This window comes from Bradyrhizobium sp. AUGA SZCCT0177 (assembly GCF_018130125.1).
In the GTDB taxonomy this organism is placed as follows: domain Bacteria; phylum Pseudomonadota; class Alphaproteobacteria; order Rhizobiales; family Xanthobacteraceae; genus Bradyrhizobium.
Genome location: NZ_JAFCMA010000048.1, coordinates 1 through 12671, shown reverse-complemented (window position 1 = coordinate 12671; position 12671 = coordinate 1). Strand labels below are relative to the sequence as shown.

Annotated in this window: 8 protein-coding genes and 1 pseudogene; all 9 read left to right on the top strand. The window is 64.2% G+C overall.

Features of this window, described 5'->3' with window-relative positions; all coding sequences use genetic code 11:
* Positions 1-96 precede the first annotated feature (96 nt).
* The 9 genes and pseudogenes from JQ597_RS34655 (at position 97) to ligA (ending at position 12303) form a co-directional block, all read left to right on the top strand.
* Positions 97-1089 carry a D-alanine--D-alanine ligase family protein gene (locus JQ597_RS34655; RefSeq protein ID WP_212269896.1) on the top strand — a complete coding sequence of 331 codons (993 nt, stop codon included), beginning with the start codon at positions 97-99 and terminating at the stop codon, positions 1087-1089.
* A 77-nt stretch (positions 1090-1166) separates the two neighbouring features.
* A pseudogene (locus JQ597_RS37940) lies at positions 1167-1501 on the top strand (D-alanine--D-alanine ligase); the annotation flags it as partial.
* Positions 1441-2430, top strand: coding sequence for a cell division protein FtsQ/DivIB (locus tag JQ597_RS34650; protein ID WP_212269895.1), 990 nt, complete (start codon positions 1441-1443; stop codon positions 2428-2430). The pseudogene JQ597_RS37940 and the gene JQ597_RS34650, both read left to right, overlap by 61 nt.
* Positions 2427-3749, top strand: a complete 1323-nt coding sequence (ftsA, locus tag JQ597_RS34645) for a cell division protein FtsA (protein ID WP_212269894.1) — start codon at positions 2427-2429, stop codon at positions 3747-3749. The genes JQ597_RS34650 and ftsA overlap by 4 nt, the downstream gene beginning before the upstream one ends.
* A 114-nt stretch (positions 3750-3863) precedes the next feature.
* Positions 3864-5666 carry a cell division protein FtsZ gene (gene ftsZ / locus JQ597_RS34640; protein ID WP_212269893.1) on the top strand — a complete coding sequence of 601 codons (1803 nt, stop codon included), beginning with the start codon at positions 3864-3866 and terminating at the stop codon, positions 5664-5666.
* 353 nt (positions 5667-6019) lie between these two features.
* Positions 6020-6973: a UDP-3-O-acyl-N-acetylglucosamine deacetylase gene (gene lpxC / locus JQ597_RS34635; protein ID WP_212269892.1), complete on the top strand. Its 954-nt coding sequence runs from the start codon at positions 6020-6022 to the stop codon at positions 6971-6973.
* Positions 6974-7334: 361 nt separating this feature from the next.
* The gene (locus tag JQ597_RS34630; RefSeq protein ID WP_212269891.1) at positions 7335-8234 is read left to right on the top strand and encodes an outer membrane protein assembly factor BamD; all 900 of its coding nucleotides are present in this window, start codon (positions 7335-7337) and stop codon (positions 8232-8234) included.
* Between the two features lie 13 nt (positions 8235-8247).
* On the top strand, positions 8248-9936 hold the full coding sequence (gene recN, locus JQ597_RS34625) for a DNA repair protein RecN (RefSeq protein ID WP_212269890.1): 1689 nt from the start codon (positions 8248-8250) through the stop codon (positions 9934-9936).
* Positions 9937-10146: 210 nt separating this feature from the next.
* Entirely contained in the window at positions 10147-12303 is a 2157-nt protein-coding gene (gene ligA, locus JQ597_RS34620; RefSeq protein WP_212269889.1) for an NAD-dependent DNA ligase LigA, read from the top strand.
* Positions 12304-12671 lie beyond the last annotated feature (368 nt).

Genomic DNA, 12671 nt, shown 5'->3' with positions numbered 1-12671 from the left:
CGAACCCGGAATCTCGAAATGATATAGGCAAGAGAGATTTCGGGTCTGCTCCTTCGGAGCATCCCGGAATGACGAAGCAGCGAGAAAGCAAGGCTGATGCGGATTACCATTCTCTTCGGCGGCACCAACAAGGAGCGGCTGGTTTCAGTGGCGAGCGCGCAGGCGCTGCATCGTGCCTTGCCGGAGGCGGATCTGTGGTTCTGGCACGTCGCCGACACCGTGCACGACGTGAAGTCGGAAACCCTGCTCAATCACCAGCGTCCGTTCGAGGACGAGTTCGACCCCGGCAATCGCGGCATCGCATTTGAAGCGGCGCTCGATAAAGCGAAAGCCGAAGATCGCGTGCTGGTGCTCGGCCTGCACGGCGGCCGGGCGGAGAACGGCGAACTGCAGGCGATGTGCGAGCTGCGCGGCATTCCCTTCACCGGGTCCGGCTCGGCGTCCTCAAATCTGGCCTTCGACAAGACCGCGGCCAAGCGCTTTGCGGCGATTGCGGGCGTGGAGACGCCGGTAGGCATCGCGCTTGATGATATCGATGCCGCGTTCGCCGAATACGGCAAGCTGATTGCGAAACCGGCGCGGGACGGATCGAGCTACGGCCTGATCTTCGTCAACGCCAAGCAGGACCTCGTCGCGGTCCGCAACGCCGCCAAGACAGAGGACTATCTGATCGAGGCATTCGTTTCCGGCACCGAAGCCACCTGTGGCGTGTTGGAGCGATCCGACGGCACCATCATGGCGCTGCCGCCGGTCGAAATCATCCCGGGCGAGGGCGCGTTCGACTACACGGCAAAATACCTGCTCAAATCGACCCAGGAGATCTGCCCTGGCCGGTTTTCGCCCGAGATCACCGCTGCCCTGATGGATCAGGCGCACCGGGCGCACCGGGCACTGTCATGCAGCGGCTATTCGCGGAGCGATTTCATCGTCTCGGCCAAGGGGCTGGTCTATCTCGAGACCAACACCTTGCCGGGGCTGACCGCCGCCTCGCTCTATCCGAAGGCGCTGAAGGCCCAGGGAATCGATTTTTCCGATTTCCTGCGCGACCAGATCGTACTGGCCGAAAAGCGTGTCGACAGGCGGGGGTGATTCGCCGAGTTAATGCGTCAGGTGAGGGAACCCACCCGGCCCAGATGAAATATTACTAAAATCCTAACCAATGCCCGGCAAACTACTCACAAGGCTGCTCAAAACACGCCGCTGACCGGTCAGATTTACCCTTTGTTTACCAGGAAGTCCGAAGGTTAACGCTGGCGGCGCATGTGGCGCTTGGCTGCCGGGGCGTAAGCTGTTGCGGATTTCCGCTTCGACGATCGCATCGAGGGAAAAATGGCCTCCTCACAACCGAGGTCTTGAGCCCAACCCGGCATCACCGAGACATCACGTGCGCCAGAGCCCGCAAGCCTTTTTGCGGGAACAACTTTTTGACGAGCTCGTGCAATGGATGGTGCAGGACGCCTCGCTCGATCGCTGCGATCGCTGGGGCCCCAAGCTGACCTGAAAGCCGCCGCTATCGGAGCGGTCGTGCTGTTGCGCGAGCGGCTGGGCCTGCGCGCCCGCGTGCGGGCGAAGCGGGTAATCGACCGCGAGCCGCCGCATCGCCTGATCCTGTGGCTCGAACGTTACCTCCCCAATCGTGCCGGCGTCGCCCTGACCGTGCTGATGCTGCTCGGCAGCGCCTTGCTCGGTGTCGTCAAGGGCGGCCATGTCGACGAGTTCGTCGGTGCGCTCAGCGATACCCGCAACGCGCTGGCGAATTCGGCCGGTTTCCGCATCACCGAGGTGGCCATCAACGGCCGCAAGCAGTTGAGCCAGGATGAAGTGCTCGCGATCGGCGGCGTCAACGGCCGCTCATCGCTGCTGTTCCTCGATGCCGCCACCGTGCGCGACAAGCTCAAGACCAATCCCTGGATATCGGACGCCGCGATCCTGAAGCTTTATCCCGGCCGGTTGCAGATCGACATCGTCGAGCGTACCGCGTTCGCGCTGTGGCAGCAGGACGGCCGGCTGTCCGTCATCGCCGAGGATGGCGCGGTGCTCGAACCCTATATGTCGCGGCGCTTCATCTCGTTGCCGCTGGTGGTGGGCAAGGGCGCCGCCGACAAGGCGCGGGACTTCCTGGCGCTGCTGGATCGCTATCCGCAGGTCCGCAGCGTGACCAAGGCTGCGATCTATGTCGGCGAACGGCGCTGGAACCTGCGCCTCAAGGACGGTCTCGATATCCGCCTGCCGGAACACGATGTCGGCAATGCGCTGGCGCTGCTGAGCAAGCTCGACAAGGAGGACAGGCTGTTCTCCCGCGACATCGTCGTGGTCGACATGCGCCTGCCGGACCGGCTGACGGTGCTGTTGTCCGAAGACGCGGCGAAGGCCCGCGAGGAACTGTTCAAGGACAAGAAGACCAAGAAAAAAGCCGGTGACGCAGCATGACCGGCCTCGATCGCAACCAGACCCCGAAGACGCGGCCGATGGCGCAGAAGCGCACCGCGCTGGTGGCCTCGCTCGACATCGGCACCAGCAAGATCGCCTGCATGATCGCGCGGCTGAAGCCGTCGCCGCCGAACGAGGCACTGCGCGGCCGCAGCCACGCGGTCGAGCTGATCGGTTACAGCCAGATCCAGTCGCGCGGCGTCAAGGCCGGCGCCGTGGTCGATCTTGCCGAATGCGAACAGGCCGTGCGCCAGGCGGTGGCGCTGGCCGAACGCATGGCCAAGGTCCGCGTCGAATCCGTCTTGCTGTCGGTCTCCGGCGGCCGGCTGCAGGGCCAGCTGGTCGAAGCCGCCGCCGATATCAGAGGCGGCTCGGTCACCTCGGAAGATGTCACCCGCGTGACGTCCACCGGCATGCGCCACGCCACCGGCGAAGGCCGCACTGTGCTGCATGCGCTGCCGGTCGGCTACACGCTGGATGGCGTCAAGGGCATCCGCGATCCCCGCGGCATGGTGGCGCGGCAGTTCGGCGTCGACATGAACGTCGTGACGGCGGATGCGACGGTGGCCAAGAACCTGATGCTGGTGGTCGAGCGCTGCCACCTCAACGTCGAGGCCATGGCCGCAAGTCCTTATGTGGCCGGCCTTTCGGTCCTCACCGACGACGAAGCCGACATCGGCGCCGCCGTGGTCGAGATGGGCGCGGGATCGACCACGATCGCGACCTATTCGGCCGGACGCTTCGTGCACGCCTCGGGGTTTGCGGTCGGCGGGCAACACATGACGATGGATCTTGCACGCGGCGTCGGCGCATGCATTGCGGATGCCGAGCGAATCAAGACCTTATACGGCACCGTGCTGACCGGCGGGTCAGACGCGCGCGAGTTGATGTCCGTACCCACCGCAGGCGATGACGCGCGCGATGCGCCGCAGATCGTCTCGCGCGCCACGATCGCGAACATCGTCCGGCATCGCGCCGAGGAGATCTTTGAAATGGTCCGGGACCGGCTCGCGGATTCCCCCTTTGCGGCAGAGCCGCGGGCGCGGGTTGTCCTGAGCGGCGGCGCGTCCCAGCTCACCGGCACCGTCGAGCTTGCCACCCGCATTCTCAACCGGCCGGTCCGGATCGGCCGTCCGCTCGGCTTCGGCCGGCTGCCCAATGAGGCCAAGAGCGCTTCGTTCGCGGTGCCTGCGGGCCTTCTGGTCTATCCGCAATACGCACACCTTGAACACGTCGAACCGCGGCATACGCGGCAGCTCAGGACAGGGACTGACGGCTATTTCGGAAGGGTCGGACGATGGCTGCGAGAGGGCTTCTGATGACCGGTTTTCATACCAAACGACATTCACAAACTCCTGCACCAACTCCTGCACCCACTCCCGCGGCCGTCGGCCGGGGCGAACCAACGCGCGCGTATTAATCGAGAGGCAACCATGGCACTCAATCTGACACCCCCTGACATCAGCGAGCTGAAACCGCGGATCACCGTCTTCGGCGTCGGTGGAGCAGGCGGCAATGCCGTCAACAACATGATCACTGCCGGGTTGCAGGGCGTCGATTTCGTCGTCGCCAATACCGACGCGCAGGCGCTGACCATGTCCAAGGCTCAGCGCATCGTGCAGATGGGCACGCAAGTGACCCAGGGCTTAGGTGCCGGATCGCAGCCCGATGTCGGTGCGGCCGCGGCCCAGGAGGTCATCGACGAGCTCCGCGATCATCTCACCGGCGCCAACATGGTGTTCGTCACCGCCGGCATGGGCGGCGGCACCGGCACCGGTGCAGCCCCCGTGATCGCCAAGACCGCGCGCGAGATGGGCATCCTCACCGTCGGCGTGGTGACAAAGCCGTTCCACTTCGAAGGCCAGCGCCGCATGCGCACCGCCGAATCAGGCATTGCCGAACTGCACAAGGTGGTCGACACGCTCCTGATCATCCCGAACCAGAACCTGTTCCGGGTCGCCAACGAAAAGACCACCTTCGCCGACGCCTTTGCGATGGCCGACCAGGTGCTCTACTCGGGCGTCGCCTGCATCACCGACCTGATGGTCAAGGAAGGCCTCATCAACCTCGACTTCGCCGACGTCCGCGCCGTGATGCGTGAGATGGGCAAGGCGATGATGGGCACCGGCGAAGCCACCGGCGAGAAGCGCGCGCTGACCGCGGCCGAAGCCGCGATCGCCAACCCGCTGATCGACGATAGCTCGATGAAGGGGGCGCGCGGCCTGTTGATCTCGATCACCGGCGGCAAGGACCTGACCCTGTTCGAAGTCGACGAAGCCGCAACCCGCATCCGCGAGGAAGTCGACCAGGACGCCAACATCATCGTCGGCGCGACCTTCGACGAAAACCTCGACGGCGTGATCCGCGTCTCCGTCGTGGCCACCGGCATCGAACAGGCGCTGATCGCGCGCAACGCGGCAGCGCCTGCCGCTGTCGTGACCAACGCGCCCGCCTCGACGCCGGACACCCGTCTGGCCGATCTGACCGCACGGCTGCGTGCTGACAACCAGCGCCTTGCCGACCGCGCCCAGAAGCTCGAGGCGCCCGTGCAGCAGGCCTCGCCACCCCCGGTTCCCGCCGCCGCCCCGCAGCAGCGCGCGTCCAGCAGCGTCGAGCGTGCCGCGCTCGCCGCCATTGCCGCGGCGGTCGCTCCGGAAGTGCCGCAAGCCCAGGCGCCGTTGCAGCCCGGTTCCTATGGCGACGTCACGGTTCGCCCGATTGCCCAGAAGCCCACGCTGTTCCCGGATCACAACGAGGCAGCCCGCGCCGAGCCGGAACCGCAGGCAGCGTTGCCGGAGACCTTCATCCCGCAGGCGGCCGAACGTCCGCCCGCCCGCAGCCCGCGGATGCCGAAGTTCGAGGACCTTCCGATGACGGCCCAGGCCGAGATCCGGCAGGCCCGCGGCGAGCAGGAAGAAGAGCATCCGCAGAAGGCCCGGCTGTCGCTGCTGCAGCGCCTGGCCAATGTCGGCCTCGGTCGCCGCGACGAAGAGAGCGAGCCGCCGATCGCGGCCCGCGCTTCCGGTCCGGCGATGGCGCCGCTGCCGCCGCTCCCCGAGCGCAAACCGCAGCGTTCCGTCGCCCAGCAGATGGGCAACGAGCCGGTATCGGAGTATGCCCGCCGTCCGGCGCCGCAGGGTCTGGATGTCCATGGCCGCCCCGCACCTGTTGCCGCGCAGCCACAGGGCGACGACCATCTTGATATCCCGGCCTTCCTCCGGCGGCAGTCCAACTGAGGTTTTGTTACAATTCAGGCAACCCAAAAGGCCCCGGCGGTTTCAGCCGGGGCCTTTTTCTTGGGCACGAGAGGCTTCACAGCTTCGTAATCAAGTCACTGATATTAAATGATTAATTATGAGTTCCGTGATCTGATGCGGCGGCCGGAACGAGGCCGGACCGCGCCGGAATTTGGTTAAGCCTTGGCGCGAATGCGGCAGAGATAGGGTAACAATCGGTAAAAAAGCGTGAGTTGTGCGCTTGAGGGCAGTGACTATGGTCTGCCGTGACTTGGGGATACCGGAAGCAGATTCGACGCGAAAGCGGACCTTTTCTGTCTGAAGGTATAAGTCGGGTAGTGGGCGATTATCGAATGAAGTTCAGCCGTCAGACAACGCTTCGGTCGCAAGCCACCGTGACGGGTGTCGGCGTTCATTCTGGTTTACCCGTTAATCTGACTATCGGACCTGCGCCTGTCGACGCAGGTTTTATTTTTGTCCGGACCGGTCTGGACGATGCCGACCGTGAAGTTCCCGCCATCGCTGATTCCGTGATTGCCACCGACTTTGCGACCGTACTCGGCGACCGCCAGGGCCCGCTCGTTTCCACCGCCGAGCACGTGCTTGCTGCGCTGCGGGGCATGGGTGTCGATAACGCCACCATCGAAGTCGATGGCCCGGAAGTTCCGATCATGGACGGCAGCGCGGCTGCCTTCGTCGCCGCCATCGATCAGGCAGGCATCGTGACGCAATCCGCCGCGCGCCGCTTCATCCAGGTGCTGAAGCCGGTGCAGGTCTCGCTCGGTGATTCCTTCGGCGAACTGCGCCCTTATGCCAACGGTTTCCGCGCCGAGGTCGAGATCGACTTCGCCAATCCGGTGATCGGCCGCCAGAGCTATTCGCTCGATCTGAGCCCCGAAAGCTTCCGCCGCGAGATTTCCCGCGCCCGGACCTTCGGCTGCATGAATGACGTGGCGCGGCTCTGGAGCGCCGGTTTCGCGCTCGGCGCGTCCTTTGAGAATTCGGTGGTGTTCGACGAGACCCGTCTGCTCAACACCGAAGGCCTGCGCTACAGCGACGAATGCGCCCGCCACAAGGTACTGGACGTGATCGGCGATCTCGCGCTGGCCGGCCTGCCGCTGCTCGGCGCCTACCGGTCGTCGCGTGGCGGCCACAAGCTCAACCACGCGGTGCTGACGGCCCTGATGGCCGATCGCAGCGCCTGGCGGGTGGTCGAGGCCGAACCGGCACGCCGTCCCCGCGTCGAAGCCGGCGCCGGAATGGTCGGCGGTATGGTCGCCCCGGCCTATGGCCCGGACGTGTCCTGACTTTCGATTTCGAAATGTCCTGACTTTCGTTTTCGAAATGTCCTGAAGCCGACTTTCCGGCCGCCCATTCCAATTTCCGTAGTAACCACAATTAGTAACGATGGTGTCTTGCCGCCTTAATCCGGGCGAAATGCCTGCGTATTCGGTTTGTTAAGGACCATTTTTCGGCTAGATAGGCCCGCGGTTGTAAGCTAGGGCGCCACAAATACTGAGCGCTTGGGAATATGGGGCCGGGGAATATTGGGCTTGGGGAATATTGCGTTCATGACCGCGGTTCATGGATGGACGGGCTCAACCACCAACCGCACCGCTACCAACTGCGTAGCTACAACTGCGTAAAAGGCGTCAGGTCTCACATTTCATGTCGGCACAGCGTATGACGCTCGAACCATGCAAATCATCCGGCCTTTATCGGGTCGGCCGGTCGCTCCGGCTGGCGGCGGGCCTGATCGCGCTGGCCGTCCCCTTGAGCGGATGCGGCACCGGTTCGCTGTGGGACAAGTTCACCGCCAAGGACGACACCTTCATCGAGGAGCCCGCGGACAAGCTCTACAATGAGGGCTTGTACCTGATGAACCAGCGCAAGGATGCGAAGGCGGCGACGAAGAAATTCGAAGAGGTCGACCGGCAGCATCCTTATTCCGACTATGCGCGCAAATCGCTGCTGATGTCGGCGTACTCGTTCTACTCAGCCGGCGACTATGATGGCTGCATTGGCGCGGCGACCCGTTACGTCACGCTGCATCCGGGCAGCCCCGACGCCGCCTACGCGCAATATCTGATCGCGGCTTCCCATTATGACCAGATCCCGGATATTTCGCGCGATCAGGGGCGCACCGAAAAGGCGATCGCCGCGCTCGAAGAGGTGATTCGCAAATATCCGACCTCGGAATACGCCACCAGCGCCAAGGCCAAGCTCGAAGGCGGGCGTGACCAGCTTGCCGGCAAGGAAATGGATGTCGGCCGCTATTACATGAAAAAGCGCGACTACACCGCGGCGATCAACCGCTTCAAGACCGTGGTCACCCGCTACCAGACCACGCGCCATGTCGAGGAGGCGCTGTTCCGCCTCACCGAGGGCTATATTGCGATCGGCATCGTCGGCGAAGCGCAAACCGCCGCCGCCGTCCTTGGGCACAATTTTCCTGACAGCCGCTGGTACAAGGACGCCTATAATCTAGTAAAGTCCGGCGGTCTCGAGCCGAGCGAGAATCAGGGTTCCTATATTTCCAGGGCCTTCAAGAAGATGGGTCTCGGCTAGGAATTTAGTTCGCATGCTGGCCCGTCTGTCGATCCGTGACATCGTCCTGATCGAACGGCTCGATATCGAGTTTTCCCGTGGCCTCGCGGTGCTGACCGGGGAGACCGGCGCGGGCAAATCGATCCTGCTCGATGCCTTCGCGCTGGCGCTCGGCGGCCGCGGCGACGCCGGACTGGTCCGCCATGGCGTGGAGCAGGGACAGGTCACCGCCACCTTCGACGTGCCCAAGGGCCATCCGGCCGCAAAAATCCTTTCCGAAAACGGCCTCGACGACTCGAGTTCTCAAGATTCTTGCGAGCTGATCCTGCGCCGCGTGCAGCTTGCCGACGGCCGCACCCGCGCCTTCATCAACGACCAGTCGATCAGCGTGCAGACCCTGAAAGCCGTCGGAGCTGCGCTGGTCGAGATCCACGGCCAGCACGACGAGCGCGCGCTGGTCGATGCCTCGACCCACCGCCAACTGCTAGACGCATTCGCCGGGCTGGAAAAAGACGTGGCTGCGCTGGAAACGCTGTGGGATATCCGGCGCACCGCCAACGCCGCGCTCGACGCCCACCGCGCCGGCATGGAGCGCGCCGCCCGTGAAGCCGACTACCTCCGCCACGCCTCCGACGAATTGAAAGCGCTGCGGCCCAGGGAGGGCGAGGAGACCCTGCTCGCCGAACGCCGCACCACGATGATGCAGGGCGAAAAGATCGCCAGCGATCTGCGCGAGGCGCAGGAGGCCGTCGGCGGCAACCATTCGCCGGTGCCGGCGCTGGCGGCCGCGGTGCGGCGGCTGGAGCGCCGTGCCGCCAATTCGCCGGCGCTGGTCGAGCCCGCGGTGAAGGCGATCGATATCGCGATCAACGCGCTGGAGGAGGCCGATCAGCATCTGAGCGCCGCGCTGATTGCCGCCGATTTCGATCCGGCCGAGCTGGAGCGGATCGAGGAGCGGCTGTTCGCGCTGCGCGCCGCCTCGCGCAAATATTCGACGCCGGTCGAGGGGCTGGCGGCGCTGGCCGCGAAATATGCCTCCGACGTGGCGCTGATCGATGCCGGCGCGGACCAATTGAAGAAGCTGGAAGCCGCCGCTGATGAAGCCGACAGGCGCTATGCTGCCGCGGCAACCAAACTCTCCGCCGCCCGCACCAAAGCGTCGGAAAAGCTCAACAAGGCCGTCAACGCCGAACTGGCGCCGCTGAAACTGGAACGTGCAAAATTCATGGCGCAGGTCGAGACCGACGCCCAATCGCCGGGCCCGCAGGGTATCGATCGGGTCGAGTTCTGGGTCCAGACCAATCCCGGCACCAAGCCGGGGCCGATGATGAAGGTCGCCTCCGGCGGCGAGCTGTCGCGCTTCTTGCTGGCGCTCAAGGTGGTGCTGTCCGACCGCGGCTCGGCGCCCACGCTGGTGTTCGACGAAATCGATACCGGCGTCGGCGGCGCGGTGGCGGACGCCATCGGCGCCCGGCTGGCGCGGCTTGCCGGCAAGGTCCAGGTCATGGCGGTGACGCACGCGCCGCAGGTCGCCGCTCGCGCCAACCATCATCTCCTGATTTCCAAGGACGCGATGGACAAGGGCAAGCGCGTCGCCACCCGCGTCAACGCACTCGCCGCCGACCACCGCCGCGAGGAAATCGCCCGCATGCTGGCAGGGGCGGAGATTACTGCGGAAGCCCGCGCTGCAGCGGACCGGTTGCTCCGCGCGGCGACGGCGTAACGTTTCTCGTGTCCCGGACGCGGTGCAGCGCTCGTCGCGCTGCTCCCGCAGAGCCGGGACCGACAAAAGACTGTTGTTGTTGACCCCGGATCAGCAGCGCACCGTCGGAGTCGCGCGACGCGCGATCTTGAACGCGCTGCACAGCATCCGGGGAACGCCTGAGTTCCTTCCCATCTTTTCTCCAAACTATCTTCATCGTATTGATCGGTCATGGCCAAGACAGCAAAGACAAAGACCCTTACCGACGTCGCCAAACTCACCAAGGCCCAGGCCAAGGTCGAACTGATGCGACTGGCGCTGGAGATCGAGGCGCATAACGAGCGCTACTACCAGAAAGACGCGCCGACCGTCTCGGATGCCGCTTATGACGCATTGCGTCAGCGGCTGGAGGCGATCGAGGCAAAGTTTCCCGATCTGGTCACCACAGATTCGCCGACGCAAAAAGTCGGCGCGGCGCCGGCGCGCGGGTTCGCAAAAGTGCAGCACGCCGTTGCCATGCTGTCGCTCGGCAACGCCTTCAGCGACGAGGACGTCACCGAATTCGTCGATCGCGTCAGGCGCTTCCTCAAGCTCGATGCCGATCATATTCCGGCGCTGGTCGCGGAACCGAAGATCGACGGCCTGTCGCTGTCGCTGCGCTACGAGAACGGCGAACTGGTCCGCGCAGCTACCCGCGGCGACGGCTTTACCGGCGAGGACGTCACCGCCAATGTCCGCACCATCAAGGATATTCCGCACACGTTGAAGGGCCGCAGCATTCCGGCGGCCTGCGAAATGCGCGGCGAAGTTTACATGCTCAAGAAGGATTTTCTCGAGCTGAACAAGAAGCAGGCGGAAGCTGACGATACGGTGTTTGCTAATCCGCGCAATTCGGCGGCGGGCTCGCTGCGCCAGAAGGATGTTTCGATCACCGCGTCGCGGCCGCTGAAATTCTTTGCCTATACCTGGGGTGAGATGAGCGAGCGGCCGGCCGATACGCAGCACGGCATGCTGGAGTGGATGGACAAAGCCGGCTTTGTCGTCAACCCGCGGACCGAGCTTTGCAAGAACGTCGATGACGTTCTCAAATTCTACAGCAAGATCGGCGAGGAGCGCGCCACGCTCGGATATGACATCGACGGCGTGGTCTACAAGGTCGACCGGCTCGACTGGCAGGATCGCCTCGGTTTTGTGTCGCGCAGCCCACGCTGGGCGATCGCGCACAAATTCGCGGCCGAGCAGGCCACCACGATCCTCAACGGCATCGACATCCAGGTCGGCCGCACCGGCGCGCTGACGCCGGTGGCGCGGCTCGAGCCGGTCACGGTCGGCGGCGTCGTCGTCTCCAACGCGACGCTGCACAATGAGGATTACATCAAGGGCATCGGCAACGACGGCAACTCGATCCGCGACGGCGTCGACCTGCGCATTGGCGACACCGTGGTCGTTCAGCGCGCCGGCGACGTGATCCCGCAGGTCGTCGGCGTCGTCATGGACAAGCGGCCGAAGAACGCAAAGCCGTACAAATTTCCGGAAGTTTGTCCGGTGTGCGGCAGCCATGCGGTGCGCGAGGAAGACGAGGCGGTGCGGCGCTGCACCGGCGCCCTGATCTGCCCGGCGCAGGCGACAGAGCGGCTGAAGCATTTCGTCTCGCGGCTGGCGTTCGATATCGACGGCCTCGGCGACAAGCAGATCCAGGAGTTCTACGAAGACGGCCTCGTGATGTCGCCGGTCGACATCTTCACGCTGCAGAAGCGTGACGCCCGCTCCACCAGCAAGCTGATGCAACGCGAGGGCTATGGCGAGACCTCGGTGCGCAACCTGTTCAACGCGATCGACGCCCGCCGCAGCATCGAGCTGCACCGTTTGATCTACGGGCTCGGTATCCGTCACGTCGGCGAGGGCAATGCCAAGTTGTTGGCGCGGCATTACCACACGATCGATAATTTTCGCGAGGCGATGCTGGCGGCCGCCAAGGGCACGAAGGATGACGAGAACACCACCGAGGCCTATCAGGACCTCAACAATATCGGCGGTATCGGCGAGATCGTGGCCGAAGCCGTTGTCGAGTTCTTTGCCGAACCGCGCAATGTGAAGGCGCTCGGCGAACTCCTGCGCGAGATCGAGGTGAAGGCGGCCGAACGGCCGCGCAAGAGCTCGCCGGTCTCGGACAAGACCGTGGTGTTCACGGGGTCGCTGACCAAATTCACCCGCGACGAAGCCAAGGCGGTGGCGGAACGTCTCGGCGCCAAGGTCGCGGGCTCGGTGTCGAAAAAGACGGACTATGTCGTTGCCGGCGAGGATGCCGGCTCCAAGCTCACGAAGGCGCGCGAGCTTGGGGTGGCCGTGCTGACCGAGGATGAGTGGCTGACGCTGATCGGGGAGTGATGGCTCTTTCTCGTCATTCCGGGGCGCGCGTAGCGCGAACCCGGAATCTCGAGATTCCGGGTTCGATGCTGTCGCATCGCCCCGGAATGACGGAGAGAGATGCGACAAAACGACCCGACGGGCAAATCAGTTCCGATTTACGGAATTCGTGTCAAGCCCCAAGATAAAAAATATTTCTGTTTACCAGAATGGCAAATCAGTTTATATGAGAGCCATCCCGTCCTACTCAGAAGGGCGTCGGCCGTCGTCACGGACGTTGGGCGGGTTGCGGTGGACGCTGGTTTGCGCTGAGACGACGGCGTGGATAAGCGTACGGCAAAACCGTGTGGTCCTGGCGCCCGTTGCAGGCGTCAAGCTGTTGGAGAAGC

Coding starts and splice junctions, on each gene's coding strand:
- lpxC (WP_212269892.1), top strand. CDS start 6,020: ATGAAGTTCAGCCGTCAGACAACGCTTCGGTCGCAAGCCACCGTGACG.
- JQ597_RS34650 (WP_212269895.1), top strand. CDS start 1,441: ATGGATGGTGCAGGACGCCTCGCTCGATCGCTGCGATCGCTGGGGCCC.
- JQ597_RS34630 (WP_212269891.1), top strand. CDS start 7,335: ATGTCGGCACAGCGTATGACGCTCGAACCATGCAAATCATCCGGCCTT.
- recN (WP_212269890.1), top strand. CDS start 8,248: ATGCTGGCCCGTCTGTCGATCCGTGACATCGTCCTGATCGAACGGCTC.
- ftsA (WP_212269894.1), top strand. CDS start 2,427: ATGACCGGCCTCGATCGCAACCAGACCCCGAAGACGCGGCCGATGGCG.
- JQ597_RS34655 (WP_212269896.1), top strand. CDS start 97: ATGCGGATTACCATTCTCTTCGGCGGCACCAACAAGGAGCGGCTGGTT.
- ftsZ (WP_212269893.1), top strand. CDS start 3,864: ATGGCACTCAATCTGACACCCCCTGACATCAGCGAGCTGAAACCGCGG.
- ligA (WP_212269889.1), top strand. CDS start 10,147: ATGGCCAAGACAGCAAAGACAAAGACCCTTACCGACGTCGCCAAACTC.